At 33.9% G+C, this 16,362-nt stretch carries 16 protein-coding genes; 3 read left to right on the forward strand and 13 right to left on the reverse strand.

The window, feature by feature from the left end; all coding sequences use genetic code 11:
• The 11 genes from B0A75_RS10695 to B0A75_RS10745 all read right to left on the reverse strand — a co-directional run bounded on the left by B0A75_RS10695 (position 1) and on the right by B0A75_RS10745 (position 13,804).
• Entirely contained in the window at positions 1 to 1,083 is a 1,083-nt protein-coding gene (locus B0A75_RS10695; RefSeq protein ID WP_089054266.1) for a bifunctional 3-deoxy-7-phosphoheptulonate synthase/chorismate mutase type II, read from the reverse strand.
• A gap of 12 nt (positions 1,084 to 1,095) precedes the next feature.
• The gene (locus tag B0A75_RS10700; RefSeq protein WP_089054267.1) at positions 1,096 to 1,956 is read right to left on the reverse strand and encodes a prephenate dehydrogenase; all 861 of its coding nucleotides are present in this window, start codon (positions 1,954 to 1,956) and stop codon (positions 1,096 to 1,098) included.
• Positions 1,957 to 2,192: 236 nt separating this feature from the next.
• Positions 2,193 to 3,338: a pyridoxal phosphate-dependent aminotransferase gene (locus B0A75_RS10705; protein ID WP_089054268.1), complete on the reverse strand. Its 1,146-nt coding sequence runs from the start codon at positions 3,336 to 3,338 to the stop codon at positions 2,193 to 2,195.
• Positions 3,339 to 3,414: 76 nt separating this feature from the next.
• Positions 3,415 to 4,242 carry a prephenate dehydratase gene (locus B0A75_RS10710; protein ID WP_089054269.1) on the reverse strand — a complete coding sequence of 276 codons (828 nt, stop codon included), beginning with the start codon at positions 4,240 to 4,242 and terminating at the stop codon, positions 3,415 to 3,417.
• Positions 4,243 to 4,713: 471 nt separating this feature from the next.
• Complete coding sequence (locus B0A75_RS10715; RefSeq protein WP_089054270.1) at positions 4,714 to 5,880, reverse strand: DUF1501 domain-containing protein; 1,167 nt, start codon at positions 5,878 to 5,880, stop codon at positions 4,714 to 4,716.
• 12 nt (positions 5,881 to 5,892) lie between these two features.
• Positions 5,893 to 7,290, reverse strand: a complete 1,398-nt coding sequence (locus tag B0A75_RS10720) for a DUF1800 domain-containing protein (protein WP_089054271.1) — start codon at positions 7,288 to 7,290, stop codon at positions 5,893 to 5,895.
• 311 nt (positions 7,291 to 7,601) lie between these two features.
• Positions 7,602 to 8,246 carry a hypothetical protein gene (locus B0A75_RS10725; RefSeq protein WP_089054272.1) on the reverse strand — a complete coding sequence of 215 codons (645 nt, stop codon included), beginning with the start codon at positions 8,244 to 8,246 and terminating at the stop codon, positions 7,602 to 7,604.
• 121 nt (positions 8,247 to 8,367) lie between these two features.
• The gene (locus B0A75_RS10730; RefSeq protein WP_089054273.1) at positions 8,368 to 10,761 is read right to left on the reverse strand and encodes a ribonucleoside-diphosphate reductase subunit alpha; all 2,394 of its coding nucleotides are present in this window, start codon (positions 10,759 to 10,761) and stop codon (positions 8,368 to 8,370) included.
• Between the two features lie 267 nt (positions 10,762 to 11,028).
• On the reverse strand, positions 11,029 to 12,006 hold the full coding sequence (locus B0A75_RS10735) for a ribonucleotide-diphosphate reductase subunit beta (RefSeq protein ID WP_089054274.1): 978 nt from the start codon (positions 12,004 to 12,006) through the stop codon (positions 11,029 to 11,031).
• 337 nt (positions 12,007 to 12,343) lie between these two features.
• Positions 12,344 to 12,913 carry a DUF3109 family protein gene (locus B0A75_RS10740; RefSeq protein WP_089054275.1) on the reverse strand — a complete coding sequence of 190 codons (570 nt, stop codon included), beginning with the start codon at positions 12,911 to 12,913 and terminating at the stop codon, positions 12,344 to 12,346.
• A 90-nt stretch (positions 12,914 to 13,003) separates the two neighbouring features.
• The gene (locus B0A75_RS10745; protein WP_089054276.1) at positions 13,004 to 13,804 is read right to left on the reverse strand and encodes a DUF4412 domain-containing protein; all 801 of its coding nucleotides are present in this window, start codon (positions 13,802 to 13,804) and stop codon (positions 13,004 to 13,006) included.
• Between the two features lie 291 nt (positions 13,805 to 14,095).
• Here B0A75_RS10745 and B0A75_RS10750 point away from each other — a divergent pair, with 291 nt between their 5' ends.
• From B0A75_RS10750 to B0A75_RS10760, 3 genes are all read left to right on the forward strand, one after another.
• Complete coding sequence (locus B0A75_RS10750; RefSeq protein WP_089054277.1) at positions 14,096 to 14,674, forward strand: MarC family protein; 579 nt, start codon at positions 14,096 to 14,098, stop codon at positions 14,672 to 14,674.
• 104 nt (positions 14,675 to 14,778) lie between these two features.
• Positions 14,779 to 14,979, forward strand: coding sequence for a hypothetical protein (locus tag B0A75_RS10755; protein WP_026728410.1), 201 nt, complete (start codon positions 14,779 to 14,781; stop codon positions 14,977 to 14,979).
• A 3-nt stretch (positions 14,980 to 14,982) separates the two neighbouring features.
• On the forward strand, positions 14,983 to 15,588 hold the full coding sequence (locus tag B0A75_RS10760) for an FAD-dependent oxidoreductase (RefSeq protein WP_089054278.1): 606 nt from the start codon (positions 14,983 to 14,985) through the stop codon (positions 15,586 to 15,588).
• An 18-nt stretch (positions 15,589 to 15,606) separates the two neighbouring features.
• Here the strand turns inward: B0A75_RS10760 and B0A75_RS10765 are convergent, their stop codons facing one another.
• The gene (locus B0A75_RS10765) at positions 15,607 to 15,918 is read right to left on the reverse strand and encodes a hypothetical protein (RefSeq protein WP_089054279.1); all 312 of its coding nucleotides are present in this window, start codon (positions 15,916 to 15,918) and stop codon (positions 15,607 to 15,609) included.
• 70 nt (positions 15,919 to 15,988) lie between these two features.
• Positions 15,989 to 16,354, reverse strand: coding sequence for a nuclear transport factor 2 family protein (locus B0A75_RS10770; protein WP_089054280.1), 366 nt, complete (start codon positions 16,352 to 16,354; stop codon positions 15,989 to 15,991).
• Positions 16,355 to 16,362: the final 8 nt, after the last annotated feature.

A 16,362-nucleotide genomic window follows, 5' to 3' on the forward strand; every position in this document is an offset into this window, starting at 1 on the left:
TTATGCGTTGAAAATTTTCTCTTGGTGACCAATACTTTCCTGGTGAATCGCTTTGAACATTCTTAAAACGAATTCTTCAGTAAGACCTTTTTTCTCACCTTCCAAAATCATTTTTCCTAAGATTTCATTCCAACGATTGTTTTGAAGAATCGCTACGTTTGCATCTTTTTTCACTTGACCAATTTCGTCAGCCACTTTCATACGTTTTCCTAACAATTCTAATAAGTTAGCATCAAGAACGTCGATGTTAGCTCTTAGTTTAGTCATTTTTTGGCTGTACTCATCTGTAGTATCATCCGTTTTTCTGATCGTCAAATCTTTAATGATTTGTTTCAAAACATCTGGAGTAACTTGCTGTGCAGCATCAGACCAAGCGTTGTCTGGATCGATGTGTGTTTCGATAATCATACCGTCGTAATTCAAATCTAAAGCCTCTTGAGTTACTTCGAAAATCATTTTACGATCTCCAGTAATGTGAGATGGATCGATGATTAATGGTAAATCAGGGAATTTATTTTGCAATTCGATAGCAATCTGCCATTCTGGAATGTTTCTGTATTTTGTTTTTTCGTAAGTAGAGAAACCTCTGTGGATAACTCCTAATTTCTCGATTCCAGCCATGTGTAAACGCTCAACACCACCTAACCACAAAGCTAAATCCGGGTTTACAGGGTTTTTAACCAAAACGATTTTATCAGTTCCTTTTAAAGTATCAGCAATTTCCTGAACAGCGAAAGGGTTTGCAGTTGTACGCGCACCAACCCATAAAACGTCAATATCATGTTCTAAAGCTAGTTTACAGTGCGCTGCAGTCGCAACTTCAGTTCCCATTAATAAACCAGTTTCAGCTTTAGCTTTTTGCAACCATTTTAATCCAATTTCTCCAACACCTTCAAATCCTCCTGGACGAGTTCTTGGTTTCCAGATTCCTGCTCTGAAAACACTTACTTTTGAATCTTTCAATTCATGAGCAATTTTCAATACTTGATCTTCAGTTTCTGCACTACATGGTCCAGCTATCACAAGTGGGTGATTCAAATTGAAATCTTCTAACCACTTTCTCATTTCTTTCTTATTTTCCATCTTAATTCTAATTTACTTTTTAGTTGTTGTTAATCCGTTTAGTATTTCTTTTATTTTATTTGTGCTTTCCATTTCTTCAAAAATGGCGTTGTAATTTTCGTCTTTCAACAAATCTCTAAACCGACTGAGATTTGAAATATATTCTTCTAATGTTTCCAGAACGTGTTCTTTATTCTGCTTAAAAATTGGCGTCCACATTGCCGGCGAACTTTTTGCTAAACGAACCGTGCTTTCAAATCCGCTTCCCGCCATATCAAAAATATCCTGTTCGTCTTTTTCCTTATTCATTACCGTTTTACCGAGCATAAACGAACTGATGTGCGACAAATGCGAAACGTAAGCAATGTGTTTGTCGTGTGAAGTCGGATCCATATATCGAATCCTCATTCCTATTTCGCTAAAAAGCTTTAACGCCTTTTCCTGCAATTTAAAAGTGGTTTTTTCCACTTCGCAAATAATGTTTGTCTTTCCTTTAAACAAACCTTTTATCGCCGCCGAAGGTCCTGAAAATTCCGTTCCTGCTATCGGATGCGTGGCAATAAAATTTCTTCTTTTCGGATGATTGGCAACGGCATCACAAATTGGTTTTTTAGTTGAGCCAACCTCAAAAACAATCGTTTTATCTCCAACCGAATCCAGCACTTTTGGCAAAACAGTCAGCGCCACATCCACCGGAACCGAAACGATTACAAAATCGGCTTCAGCCAAATCTTCAAAACTTCCTGCTTCGTCGATAACTCCTAAATCAATGGCTTCCTGCAAATGTTTTTCGTTGCTGTCGATTCCAAAAATCGTCGAATCAGGATGTTGGTCTTTGATGTCCAGCACCATCGAACCGCCTATTAATCCTATTCCTATTACGTATACTTTCATATTTCTTTTTATTAGAAGCTATTTCCTGCTATCCGTTTCAATCTTTTCCGCCGAACCCCGGCGTAAAAGGATTTCCACTTCTATCAGGGCTAGGACTTCTCGTTTTTTTCAAGACCTTTTATTTTTCTGTCACCCTGAGCGAAGTCGAAGGGCGCTCCAATTGGAACGTGGGCTTCGACTTCGCTCAGCCTGACAATAGTTAAAAAGTCTTGGTTCTTGATTCTAAAATCTTAATACTAAAATCGATCAATCGCTTCTTGTACTTTTTCTTCTTTCACACACAATGAGAATCTGATATAACCTTCACCGTTGCTTCCAAAAATGGTTCCCGGTGTAATGAAAATATGTTTCTCATATAATATTTCGTCAATGAACTTCTCTGCTGATTCGATTCCTTCCGGAAGTTTTGCCCAAACAAAAAGCCCAACTCCTTCTTTATACACTTTACAGCCTAATTTCTCTGCTAGTTTTTCCGTTAATTCTCTACGGCGTCTGTAAATTTTGTTTTGGTCTTCGAACCAAGATTTATCACATTTTAACGCTGCGATTGCACCTTTCTGGATTCCGTAAAACATCCCGCTGTCCATATTGCTTTTTACTTTTAGAACCGCATCGATAATTTCAGGATTTCCTAAAACCATCCCGACTCTCCAGCCGGCCATGTTGAAAGTTTTACTCAATGAATTCAACTCTAAAACCACCTCTTTCGCGCCTTCAACCTGCAATAAACTCATCGGATTATCATTCAAAACAAAACTATACGGATTGTCGTTGATCAATAATATATTGTGTTTTTTAGCAAAAGCAACCAATTTTTCAAATAACGCTAAACTTCCTCTCGCTCCTGTCGGCATGTGAGGATAACCAAGCCACATAATTTTTACTTTCGAAAGATCCAATTTTTCCAAAGCTTCGAAATCAGGTTCCCAGCCGTTTTCTTCTTTCAAATCATAATAAACCGGAATCGCTCCAACCAAATTAGTTACCGAAGTATAAGTTGGATAACCTGGATTCGGAATTAAAACATGATCGCCTTCATTTAAAAAGGCTAACGAAATGTGCATAATTCCTTCTTTTGAACCCATAAGAGGTAAAATCTCATTATTCGGATTCACTTCAACACCAAACTGATCACGATAAAAATCTGCCATCGCCTGCCTCATTTCTGGTAATCCCTGATAGCTTTGATAACCATGCCCGTTTTCGTCTTGAATTGCTGCAGCTACTGCTTCAATTACTGCTTTTGACGGACTCAAATCAGGGCTTCCAATTCCCATATTGATGATCGATTTTCCTTCAGACATCAACTGACGAACTTCTCTTAATTTTGATGAGAAGTAGTATTCTTCAACTGTGTCTAATCGTTTTGCTGTTGTAATCATTTTTTTCTGCTTTAGGCTTTAAGCTGTAAGCTTTAGGCTTTCTTTTTTAACTTCTAACTTTTAACTCTTAACTTCCTTACGGTCTTGTATTCTTATATTCTCCTAATACTTTAAAATATTCTGCCATTATATTTAATAACGCTTTGGCTTTTGCAAAATCTTCGTATTTCTCGAATGTTACATCTACGAAAAATGAATATTTCCAAGGTGTTTCGATTTTTGGAAGCGACTGAATTTTTGTCAAATTCAGTTTGCAATCGCTCATTACATTTAAAACTGCTGCTAAACTTCCTCTTTTATGATCCAATTCAAATTTTACAGAAGCTCTGTTGATTTCGCTTTCTGGCAAAAATGAATTTTGCTTTTTAATGATTACAAAACGTGTCATATTATTTTTGATCGTTTGAATCGATGAGGCGATAATATCCAAATCATACATTTCAGAAGCGGTTACACTTGCAATTGCTGCAATTCCAGTTAATTGCTTTTCCTGAATTCTTCTTGCTGTTTCGGCTGTATCTTTATCCTCAACCAATTTAATATTTGGATATTGTTTCAGGAAATCCATACACTGCAAAAGTGCCATCGGGTGCGAATGAACTTCTTTTATATCATCCATTTTCTGGCCTCTTAAAGCCATTAAATTCTGCTGAATATTTAAATAATGCTCTCCAATTATGTGTAAATTATTCTTGTCGATCAAAGCATAATTCGGAATAATTGGCCCTGCAATTGAATTTTCGATCGCCATTACAGCCTGATCAGATTTTCCAGAAAGCAGGCTGTCAATCAATTCTTCAAAAGACAAACACTCATCAATTTCCACATTTTCAGAGAAATACTCCTTTACAACCTGATGATGAAAAGAACCTTTGATACCTTGTATTGCAATTTTCGTTGTCATATATTCAAAAAAAAATCCTGATTTGCATCAGGATTGTATATTAGTTTTATTTGTCTTAAAATTTTCTCAAATAACCATAGCACAATCCTCACTTCTACTAAAGAAGAAATAAAAAGAGTTGCTAAAATAAAAACGGTTACTTGCCATTTTGTTTGTGTTTTTAAATAAATTCTCTGCGAATGTATAAATTATTTTTACTGCACCAAAAAAAAGATTGCATTTTATGAAACAAAAAGGGATTTCTTAACAAATTTAGGATGATTTGTATGATAATATAAAAATATCCGTTTAAAATGAGAATATTAAATTGAGGTTCTAAGGTTCTGAGATGCTGAGACGCTAAGTTTTTTTGCTACGAATTACACAAATTTCCACAAATCATACCTTTTAAAATCTAACTTATAAATTTATTATACAGAAAAAACAAAATAAAAATTCGTGAAAATTTGTGTAATTCATGGCAAACTATTCTCAAAACAATCCAGAAACTGGTTTATTCAAAATCCCAATTTTAGAATAATCAAAATTCATTTTTTGTTGTAATAATGAAGCGTACACACTTCTAAAGTCAATCTCATATTTTAAATCACCATTTTCCAAATTAGATAAATCAGGATTATTCCCTAAAACTGTTCCTTTATTATTACCTCCAATTATAAACATTGGCGCAGCAGTTCCGTGATCTGTTCCGTTTCCATTGTCTTTTACTCGTCGTCCAAATTCTGAAAAAACAACTATTGTAACATTTTGCAATAACTGTGCTTGTTTCAAATCTTGATAAAAACTATATAACGAATCATTTAAATCGGTTAATTTTTTCTCATGAATGGCGAGTTGATTATCGTGTGTATCAAATCCGCCAAGCGAAGTGTAATATACTTTTGAATTTAGATTCCCTTTTATTAATCGTCCAATCCATTCTAGATTTTTGGATAATTCTGTTTTTGGATAACTAATTTCAGATTTTGATTTTGCTAATGCTTTCTGAATTTCATCTGAACCTTCGGTAACGGAATTGGCGATTTTCCGAACAAAATCCAATTGCGGATTGTCTGACAAGGTTACATTTTCTTCTTTATCTGATTTTACTTTAAATCGGTTTGGATCTTTTACCGTGATCGAATTAGGTTCTAATCCTTTTAAAGCCAGATTATCGATCGAATCCAAATTTATTCCCGCAGTTGCTTGATGTCCGTTACACTGCAAGTCTAGATAACGTCCTAACCAGCCTTCGTTAATATATTTATCTGAGTCTGCTGCGGTTTGCCAAATTTCCTGACTGCGAAAATGAGAACGAATAGGCTCAGGGTATCCAACATTCTGAATTACGGTTAAATCTCCGTTTTGCTGCATTTGAGCAAAATCTTTTAGGGATGGATGAAACGCCATTCCTTTATTTTTACCAATAACTGCATCTTTACTTAAAGCTATTTTTGTTCTCAGATCATAATACAACGGATTATCGTAAGGAATAAAGGTATTCAATCCGTCGTTCCCGCCATTCAATTGCACAAACACTATACATTGCTCACCGATTACCAAATTATTCTGCGAGCCAAAAGCGTGTAAAAAATCAGGAAGCACCAGCATTCCGCCTGTAAAAGTTCCTGTAAGCGTTAGAAAATTTCTTCTGTTCATAGCTGCAGTTTTCTAAATTAATTGATATTCGGGTAGTTTTGTAATGTAATCAAAGAGTCTTATTACAGCGAAATTGGCGTGCGTTTCTTTTGGATCAAAATCATATTTCAGCAAACTCTCCATATCTTTTTGCGTGGCATCGTTTACATTAAATAACAATCTTTTCGACAATTCAGCAATAATCGTTTTGTTATTTCCATTAGAATCAAAATCTATCTTTATGTTGAGCTTTTCAAATTCTAATTTTGGTTTTTCTGTATCAGAATTCATCGTATTTAATACTTTTCTAGTAATACTTCTTCCGCTGCAAAGCAAATCGGATGTATTGTTGCGTTGTAAATAAATTTGCGAAGTCAGCCAGGAATTCCCACCGTCCCATCCTTTTACATTTACTTGATTGTACAAATCCATTCCTTGCTGCTTAATAAAAAACAGAATCATAGCATCGTCCAGATCATCGATATGTAACTCATCCAAAAGCTGCAAAATATAAACCAGAGGATCTTTGATCTTTGTTCCTGAATTTTCCTTTTTGTATTCTTCAGTAAAAATTTTAGTTAATAAAGGTTGAATTTCAAACTTTACTTTTCTAAAGTAATCGCCATAATAAATCACCAAATCCTCTGACGGATTATCATAAATAAACCATTCTAGTATTTTTCGAGTGATGAGATATGGTATGTTTTTCTGCTCAAAAATGATATCAACCAAATCATCTGCTTTCCAGTTTCCAGTTTTCCCAAAGTAAGTTTTATCACTATTATCTTCAGCAAAACGCCTGTAAACTGCACCATCGTCTCCGTAATTTAATCCTGCTAAAGCTCTTGCTCCATTTTTAATGTCGCTTTCGGTATAATTTCCAATTCCGATCGTGAACAATTCAAGTAATTCACGACTTAGATTTTCATTATATTTTCCTTTTTTATTATCGACATTATCAAGGTATTTTACCATTGCATTCGATTTTATGATTTGCTTGGTCAGCTCTTTGAAATTCCCGAACGCATGTTCGCGTAAAATCATATTGTGTTGGTAAATCCAGTAATTGACCTTTACTTTTTGAGAAGTGGAAACAAAATGATTGTGCCAAAAACAAACCATGTTTTCGCGTAATGGAAATTCGTCATTACGCATTTTACCAATCCACCATTTTTTTAATTCAACTGCAGAGTAGATTTCTTTTTTAAGAGCTTTCTTTTTCTCTTCTGAATCAGCGGTTTTTATAGATTCTCGAAGTTCTTTGAGCTCTAGTAGTGTTTTAGGATCATCGTTTAAAAAAGCGGGAAGTTGTATATCGAATTTTGAATCATAGGAATGTTTTAGAAATTTTTCTAATCCTAATTTTTCTATTGCAGCGGATTCTTTTCCAGAAAAACCCAACCGTAACGACCAAAGATTGCTTTTTTTCATAACACAGGAATTTGTTTAGAAATAAGACTCGACTTTCTCCTAAAGGTTTAATTTAGAGAAAGGTTCTGAGATTCTTAGATGCTAAGGTGCTAAGTTTTGAAAAAGTTTTTGGTAATAATTAAAACGGGGAATTTATCACGATATTGTCAATAATAAAACCGATGATTATTGCGAAGAATGTATTAAAATCCACCCCTATAATATGATTTATCACTGCGGAAAGTTATTTATAAGTTCAAGAAATTAAACAGCCCTGATTAAAGAGAAAATAGCTTCTAAAAAAGCCGAATAACAATAATACTTTCAAAATACTACCAGATAACACCCCAATAAATCAACGTTTTTTTCCCTCTGTTAACAGCTATTCCTTTTGAGTATCCATTCTTCCAATTTGCTGGCATTTGGGGATTTGGTATCATTTTAAATTCTTTAAACCAATTCCCTTTTTTAGCCTCTAAAACATAAATATCAAAATTATTCTCTAAATAAATTCCATTCTTTCCCTTAGAAAATTCATTCTCTATAAAATTAGGTATTGGATACAAATTCCTAAAACAATCTTGATTTATTTTAGCACTATCAGTAATAGCAACATCTTCAACATTTTCGTAAGTTTTAAGTGTTTCAAAACGATTGACAATTAACAAACACGAATCATTCGAACTATACTTAGCCAATGATTTCTTTTCCAAACTTCTAACAACTGAATCTACATTTTTTAGATCTTTCTCATGTTCATATAACATAAAACGAACATCACTCTTTGATATGTTCTTGCTATTAACAGTTTGAAATGGATACGATGTCACCTTTTTAGGAAAGTGATCAACAAGCTTTCTGTTAAAGCTACTTTTAGCCTCAATATATTTTTGATTATCTAAAGAATCTACAGATTTATTATTACAACTCAAGATGCCAAAAATAAACACATTCAATAAAATTATCTTCTTCATCATTTATATTTTAGTATTTTAAAAGTCCGTTAAATTGAAAAAAAAAGCAGTTATCATTACAATAACTGCTTTCTATAAATTAAAGATATAAATCTTTATTCTATTCTCTTTCCTCTAAAAAGAATTAAGACCCACACATTTCACAATCTTCAGGATCTCCAGCTTGTGCTTTTAGCAACATTGCTTTGTAATCTTCAACGCTGATAGATTCAGTTTCTACAGCTGCTGCCGTTGGAGTTTCTTCTTTCTTATCGTTGTTTAGAGTAAACTTAATCGCATCTACTGCCGATTTTGTTCTTAGGTAATACATTCCTGTTTTTAAACCTGACTGCCACGCATAGAAATGCATTGACGTAAGTTTAGAATAGTTGGCATCTTGCATAAACAAGTTCAACGATTGAGATTGGTCAATAAAATATCCTCTTTGACGTGACATATCGATAATATCTTTCATCGACATTTCCCAAACTGTTTTGTAAAGATCTTTTAAGTCTTGCGGGATAACATCAATATTTTGAACTGATCCGTTATGACGCATAATTTCTTGTTTCAAGTCTTCGTTCCATAAACCTAGTTTTACTAAATCTTCTAGTAAATGTTTGTTTACTACGATAAATTCTCCAGACAATACACGACGTGTGTAAATGTTTGATGTATATGGTTCGAAAGCTTCGTTGTTTCCTAGAATTTGAGAAGTTGAAGCTGTTGGCATTGGCGCAACCAATAATGAGTTACGAACTCCGTGTTCCACTACTTCTTTTCTTAATGAAGCCCAGTCCCAACGACCAGATAATTCCTCATCTTTCATTCCCCACATATTGTGTTGGAATTCTCCTTGTGACATTGGCGAACCTTCAAAAGTTGAATATGGTCCTTCTTCTTTTGCCATTTCCATAGAAGCGGTTACAGCTGCGAAGTATAATGTTTCGAAAATTTCTTGATTTAGAACTTTTGCTTCATCACTTGTAAACGGCAAACGAAGCATAATAAAAGCATCTGCTAAACCTTGCACTCCTAATCCTACTGGACGGTGACGCATGTTTGAGTTTTCTGCTTCTTTTACAGGATAGTAATTTCTGTCAATTACTTTGTTCAAGTTACGAGTTACACGTTTTGTAACATTGTAAAGCGCTTCGTGATCGAATTTTCCGTTCTCAATAAACATCGGCAATGAGATTGAAGCTAAATTACAAACTGCAATTTCATCTTTAGAAGTGTACTCCATAATCTCTGTACACAAGTTTGAAGAACGAATTGTTCCTAAATTCTTATGGTTCGATTTACGGTTTGCTGCATCTTTGTACAACATATATGGTGTTCCAGTCTCGATTTGCGATTCTAGGATTTTCTCCCATAATTCACGAGCACGGATTGTTTTTCTTCCTTTTCCTCTAAATTCATAATCCGTATACATTGCTTCGAATTCTTCTCCGTAAACATCGTATAATCCTGGACATTCGTTAGGACACATTAAAGTCCAAGTTGTATCTTCCTGAACACGTTTCATGAACAAATCTGAAGTCCACATTGCGAAGAACAAATCTCTTGCACGCATTTCTTCTTTTCCAGTATTTTTCTTTAAATCTAAGAATTCAAAGATATCAGCATGCCAAGTTTCGATGTAAATCGCAAAACTTCCTTTACGTTTTCCACCTCCTTGATCTACGTAACGAGCTGTATCATTGAAAACTCTCAACATTGGAACAATTCCGTTTGAAGTTCCGTTTGTCCCGCGAATGTAAGATCCTGTCGCACGAACGTTATGAATAGAAAGTCCAATTCCTCCAGCTGATTGCGAGATTTTTGCTGTTTGTTTTAATGTATCGTAAATACCATCAATACTATCATCCTGCATTGCCAAAAGGAAACAAGAAGACATTTGCGGTTTTGGAGTTCCTGCATTAAACAACGTTGGTGTTGCGTGCGTAAAGAACTTTTTAGACATTAAGTCGTAAGTTTCAATTACCGATTTTAAATCGTCTAAGTGAATACCAACAGAAACACGCATTAACATGTGCTGCGGACGCTCAACGATTTTTCCGTTTATTTTAAGAAGATAAGAACGCTCTAAAGTTTTGAAACCAAAGTAATCGTAATTAAAATCTCTAGTGTAAATGATATGCGAATCAAGGAAAGCAGAGTTTTCCTGAATTACTTTAAATACTTCATCCGAAAGTAACGGTGCATCTTGACCATTTCTTGGATTTACGTAATTGTACATATCTTTCATCGTTTCAGAGAACGATTTTTTTGTATTTGAATGCAGGTTTGAAATTGCCACACGAGCTGCTAATTGTGCATAATCTGGGTGTGCAATAGTCATAGACGCAGCAGTTTCTGCCGCAAGATTATCCAATTCTGAAGTCGAAACTCCATCATACAATCCTTCGATAACTCTCATCGCTACCTTAACGGGATCTACAAGCTCATTTAAGCCGTAGCACAATTTTTTGATTCTTTCTGTAATCTTATCAAACATTACCGGCTCTCTGTGACCATCTCTTTTTACTACATACATAAGCTTACTATTTTAGTTATTGAAAAAATGAAAGACACTGAAAAATAAATCTCAGCACTTAAACATTGTGTGTTTTAAAAATTATCTTTTTTTTGAGAATTGTAGGATTCTCAATAGTTATCTGTTTCCAGTCTGAAAAACAAACCGAAAAGGCATTAAAAAATGTCATTGAATCTTCGATTGGGGAAAGAGATTCAATCTAAAAAAATACTTGTAAAAGTTCTATTCTTTTCAGGGTTTAAATAACACTGAAATTATTTTTGTTGTCTAAAAATCTGCATCAAATGAAATTTTCTGAGCATCACTGTCTGTGTTCATCACACCCGATTTTTGATACTCTGCAACACGTTTTTCAAAGAAATTGGTTTTTCCTTGAAGAGAGATCATGTCCATGAAGTCAAACGGATTCGCCGATCCATAAACACGCTCACAGCCTAATTCTACTAATAATCTGTCAGCAACAAATTCTAGATATTGCGTCATTAAAGTAGCGTTCATTCCAATTAAACTTACCGGAAGAGATTCTGTTACAAATTCTCTTTCAATATTTAAAGCATCAACAATGATTTCTTTAATTCTGTCTTTTGGAACTTTATTTACTAAGTGATGATTGTGCAGGTGAACTGCAAAATCACAATGTACGCCTTCGTCACGAGAAATCAATTCATTAGAGAAAGTTAAACCTGGCATTAAACCACGTTTTTTCAACCAATAAATAGAACAGAAAGCACCAGAGAAGAAAATACCTTCAACAGCAGCAAAAGCAATAAGTCTTTCAGCAAATGAATCAGATTCGATCCATTTTAAAGCCCATTCTGCTTTTTTACCAATTGCAGGAAAAACTTCCAAAGCATTAAACAATTCTGCTTTTTCTGCTTCGTCTTTTACATAAGTATCAATTAATAAAGAATACGTTTCACTATGAATATTTTCCATCATGATTTGAAAACCATAGAAAAACTTAGCCTCAGCATATTGAACTTCGTTTACAAAATTCTCAGCAAGATTCTCATTTACGATTCCGTCAGAAGCTGCAAAGAATGCCAAAATATGTTTGATGAAATATCTTTCATCATCACTTAACTTGTTATTCCAATCTGTCAAGTCTTGGTGCAAATCGATTTCTTCTGCAGTCCAGAAACTAGCCTCCATTTTCTTATACCATTCCCAAATATCATGATGTTTGATAGGAAAAATAACGAAACGATTTTTATTTTCTTGTAGTATTGGTTCGACTTGTGACATGACAATTTTTTTAATAATTTTTACTGAATTTTTTCTAATTCAATACACTACAAAGATTGTTAATTGCTGCCAAAAATAAAAGCCAAACTTATTCACAATCGGGCGTAGTTTTTAACAACGATGAAAAATTGAAATGTTTTTCATACAACAATCAATTCTCTGTAAATGAATGATTTAAATACTGAATACACATCTTGAAGCCCTGTAAAATATAGAATTTTTGAAATAAAAAGCAAGGAATTCTAAAATGTTTTTAAAGTTTTTTTTTGAGGCTCGGCTTTCCTTTTTCTGAGTGAAAACGAATCACTTTTCAACAACGATAAGCCTTGCCGAATTTTTACGAATTTTTAAGTTCTTCTGCTACTTTTTCAAGCTCCAAATACCAATCTTCTCCAAAGCGGCGAATCAATGCTTCTTTGACAAATTTATACACGGGAACTTCTAATTCTTTACCCAAAGAACACGCATCATCACAAATATCCCACTTATCATAATTGACAGCAGCAAACTCTGTGAAGTCTTTTACACGAATTGGGTATAAATGGCAAGAAACTGGTTTTTTCCAATCTACGATTCCTTGATTATAAGCTTGCTCAATTCCGCAAAGTGCCGTTTTCCCGTCAAAAATAACATAAGCACAATCCTTATTATCAATCAAAGTCGTCTCCAGATCTCCGTCAGTTCCTTTTACCCAAGTACCTTGCGCTTCGATTGCGTCGATTCCCTCTTTTCTTAAAAAAGGTTTTACTTTAGGATAAATTTCTTCTAAAATCTTAGTTTCAGCTTCACTTAAAGGTGCACCTGCATCGCCGTCGACGCAGCAAGCCCCTTTGCATGCTGATAAATTACAAACAAATTCTTTTTCGAGTATATCCTCTGATACGATGGTTTTTCCTAGTTGAAACATTTTGCAAAGGTAACTAAAGATTCAGGAAATAAAAATCACTCCCACACTTATGTTCTTAAACCAAACTAATTTAGAATGTTACTATTTTATCTACATAAATTTGTAGTCAGCCTTATTAAATACGTAAGCGCTTTTTTCTAAACTTACACATTTCATTGTAGTCACTTTTCCTTTATTCTTCAAATCCTTCATCGTCATATCCATCAATAAAGTTTTATCTTCTGGTTTAAAATAATTTGTAAAAGCCTCGGGCATTTTCCAGCCTTTTTGATTTTTAAACATGTCACCAAAACTCACTTTAGCTTCGCTTGTGTAATAGCAAATAATATCATGCTCATCATTTGTCATTTGAATTCCTTTGCAATTGTATCCTAAAAAAGTTTTGTTAGGCAATGTCTTTATGGTAAATTTAGTCTTCTCACTTTCTTTTTTTGCCATTTCTGAATAATCCGGCATTTTTGAAGCCGAAGCCATTTTTTCTTTACCGTTACCAAAACCTGTCACCGTTATATTATTCTTAGAATCCATAATCATCAACATACTTTGCCCTTTCCCTTGATCGATATTCATTGCAAAATAAGCTGCATTAGGTTCTAAAAAATAATCAGCATTCATTGCCTTTCCTTCGCCGGTTTTAATTTCCATAACATATTTCCAGCTAAAATTATAGGAATTTGGCACAACTGACGGATCTACTTTATTTTTTCCATAATTCAAGATCGCATCATTCATATTTACATTTTGATCAACAGCTTTACCACTGTCGCTTTGGCCTTTTTTACCAGCCTTATCTTCTGCAGCTTTTTTAATTTGCTGCCAAATTTGAGCTTGCGAACTATTGAATGAAAACAACAGAACCAAGAGTACTACAACCAACCGCATTCTTTCCATGATCAATAAACTTAAAATTACAAACAAATTTACTAATTGATTTTCAGTAAGTTATAATTTTTAACGTTTGATTTTATTCGCTTTTTTAAAAACAAGCTGAAAAAAATTAAGTTCAAAAATAAACTGTCTCTTTTTCTACAAATCAACAATCAAAATATCACAATGTTATAAATATCACATTTTACATATTGAATGTGTGTTTTTATAACAAAAATACAGTGTAACAAAAAATCAACTAACTTTATTACCTACTTTTGCAGCAAATTATTAATCGCTTAAAATCAGAACCATATGCTAGAAATCGACTTTAAAGAAATTATTACTGTTGGAATGGTCCTTTTTGCCGTAATCGATATTGTAGGCTCTATTCCTATTATAGTAAATTTAAGAGCTAAAGTAGGCCACATCGAATCTGAAAAAGCTTCTATAGTAGCCGGTGCCATCATGATCGTTTTTCTATTTGTCGGCGAAGGTTTTTTAGGTCTGATTGGTATTGATGTACATTCATTTGCCGTTGCAGGTTCGTTTGTACTATTTTTTCTTGCTTTAGAAATGATCTTAGGAATTAGAATTTACCGTGACGAAGAACCAGGATCAGCTTCAATTGTCCCGCTTGCCTTTCCATTGATAGCCGGAGCAGGTACAATGACTACTTTACTCTCGCTTCGATCTCAATTTCATACGGTTAATATTATCATTGCAATCATACTAAACATCGTCTTAGTTTATATTGTTTTGAAATCGTCTAAAAAAATCGAAAATTTATTAGGAGAAAACGGACTTGGCGTGGTTCGCAAGACATTTGGAGTCATACTTTTAGCAATTGCTGTTAAATTATTTGCTGCTAATGTTAAAGGTTTGTTTGTCTAAGATTTATTTTTATACTTTTACCTCATAAAATTTCTAAAACAGAACTTTAAGACTTTTTTTAACTTAAAGTTCCTTTTTACTATTTTAGACAAATAAATAAGCATATGAAAATCTTTACTTCAATCTTAGTGCTTCTAGCATTAGCTCTAATTGTTTTTAATATTACGTTATTAGACTTTAAAAATCCTTTTCAAGGTGATAGTATGGTAGCTTTTATTGGAATCGCAGCTTCTTTCTGCGCGGTATTGATTCTTTTGATTTTTAGAATTTCAAAAAGAATTGAAGAAAAAACAAACGGTCGATAATATATGTTTGACGTTTTAATTGTCGGTGGAGGAGTCTCAGGGATTTCTTGTGCCCTTGTTTTAGGTTCTGCCAAAAACAAAGCTTTTGTTACCGATAAAAAAATTGGAATCTTTACACATCAAAAGAATTCTTCTTTACAAGAAGCTATTTTTTACAATGCTTATGGTATTTCGCCTGGAAAATTAGGCTCTGAATTACTAACAGAAAGCACACAAGATTTAGCAGCTTCTTATCCGCATATTACTCAAATCGCAAATGAAAAAGTAATTAAAGTAGAAGGAACTTATCCTGAATTTACTGTAATTACCAATAAAAATTCCTACCAAACAAAAAACATTGTTATTGGAATTGGTTCCGCAAATACTTTTGATATTGAAGGTTTGATGCAGTATATTGAACCTCATAAAAAAGCGCTTCCCGAAAAACAACGTATTCAGCTTAAAAACGACGATCATAAAGTAGCCGAAGGCATTTATGTAATTGGAACTTTGGCAGGCTGGAGAAGCCAATTGGCCATTGCAGCAGGAAGCGGCGCGGCAGTTGCTACAGATATTCTTACTTTATGGAATAACGGCGTACAAACTCACGCACATGATAGTATTCGATAAAATTTTAAACCGTTTCTGTTATTTTACCGAAACGATTTCTTTTACTTTGATATGTTTCTCAGTATCCGTTTTCCAGATCTCACCTTTTACAGAAACCTCATCGCCTTCTTTTAATTTCTTGTAGTTTTCTGGACCGCCAACATTTACAATGCTGATTGTAGCAAAATAAACTTCGTTTTTAGCAGTATTAATTTTAGCTGTATAACCATCCTTTCCAAATTCAATGGATTGAACTTTTCCCGAAATTGTATTTTTATCCTTCATACTTGCACAAGAAATTGCAAAAGCTATTAGAGGTAAAAGGAAACTTATCTTTTTTAGATTTTTCATATTTTGTGATTTATCCGCAATCTTGAGAGCTAATAATTAAGAAAAGTAAGCAAAGTTTTGTTTTGAAAATTTACGCTAACTGTGTGCAGCTTCCAGCGATCACTTTTAGATCTTCGCCAAACTGTTTCCAAACACGAATGTATCTCAAAACACCATCAATCGGGTTATTATCAAATTTTCCTTTTAATGAAACTGTAACAACAACGACAGCCGAATCGCCAATTAAATTAATAATTTGATCAGAAGCTTCAATCATATCAATTTTCATTTTACCCGAACGATAGGAATCAAGATCAAATTGCTTTGTGATTGTATTGCCATCTGGCAAATTGAACAACAAATCGTCATGAAGCATTTTTTCTAATGCTAAAACATCGGCATTTTTAATCGCAGTCAACAGTTCGATTTCGGCATTTACAACAGTTACTACTTCCATATTAAAAA

It is taken from the genome of Flavobacterium oncorhynchi (genome assembly GCF_002217355.1).
Taxonomy (GTDB): domain Bacteria; phylum Bacteroidota; class Bacteroidia; order Flavobacteriales; family Flavobacteriaceae; genus Flavobacterium; species Flavobacterium oncorhynchi.

Coding starts and splice junctions, on each gene's coding strand:
- B0A75_RS10695 (WP_089054266.1), bottom strand. CDS start 1,083: ATGGAAAATAAGAAAGAAATGAGAAAGTGGTTAGAAGATTTCAATTTG.
- B0A75_RS10700 (WP_089054267.1), bottom strand. CDS start 1,956: ATGAAAGTATACGTAATAGGAATAGGATTAATAGGCGGTTCGATGGTG.
- B0A75_RS10705 (WP_089054268.1), bottom strand. CDS start 3,338: ATGATTACAACAGCAAAACGATTAGACACAGTTGAAGAATACTACTTC.
- B0A75_RS10710 (WP_089054269.1), bottom strand. CDS start 4,242: ATGACAACGAAAATTGCAATACAAGGTATCAAAGGTTCTTTTCATCAT.
- B0A75_RS10715 (WP_089054270.1), bottom strand. CDS start 5,880: ATGAACAGAAGAAATTTTCTAACGCTTACAGGAACTTTTACAGGCGGA.
- B0A75_RS10720 (WP_089054271.1), bottom strand. CDS start 7,290: ATGAAAAAAAGCAATCTTTGGTCGTTACGGTTGGGTTTTTCTGGAAAA.
- B0A75_RS10725 (WP_089054272.1), bottom strand. CDS start 8,246: ATGATGAAGAAGATAATTTTATTGAATGTGTTTATTTTTGGCATCTTG.
- B0A75_RS10730 (WP_089054273.1), bottom strand. CDS start 10,761: ATGTATGTAGTAAAAAGAGATGGTCACAGAGAGCCGGTAATGTTTGAT.
- B0A75_RS10735 (WP_089054274.1), bottom strand. CDS start 12,006: ATGTCACAAGTCGAACCAATACTACAAGAAAATAAAAATCGTTTCGTT.
- B0A75_RS10740 (WP_089054275.1), bottom strand. CDS start 12,913: ATGTTTCAACTAGGAAAAACCATCGTATCAGAGGATATACTCGAAAAA.
- B0A75_RS10745 (WP_089054276.1), bottom strand. CDS start 13,804: ATGGAAAGAATGCGGTTGGTTGTAGTACTCTTGGTTCTGTTGTTTTCA.
- B0A75_RS10750 (WP_089054277.1), top strand. CDS start 14,096: ATGCTAGAAATCGACTTTAAAGAAATTATTACTGTTGGAATGGTCCTT.
- B0A75_RS10755 (WP_026728410.1), top strand. CDS start 14,779: ATGAAAATCTTTACTTCAATCTTAGTGCTTCTAGCATTAGCTCTAATT.
- B0A75_RS10760 (WP_089054278.1), top strand. CDS start 14,983: ATGTTTGACGTTTTAATTGTCGGTGGAGGAGTCTCAGGGATTTCTTGT.
- B0A75_RS10765 (WP_089054279.1), bottom strand. CDS start 15,918: ATGAAAAATCTAAAAAAGATAAGTTTCCTTTTACCTCTAATAGCTTTT.
- B0A75_RS10770 (WP_089054280.1), bottom strand. CDS start 16,354: ATGGAAGTAGTAACTGTTGTAAATGCCGAAATCGAACTGTTGACTGCG.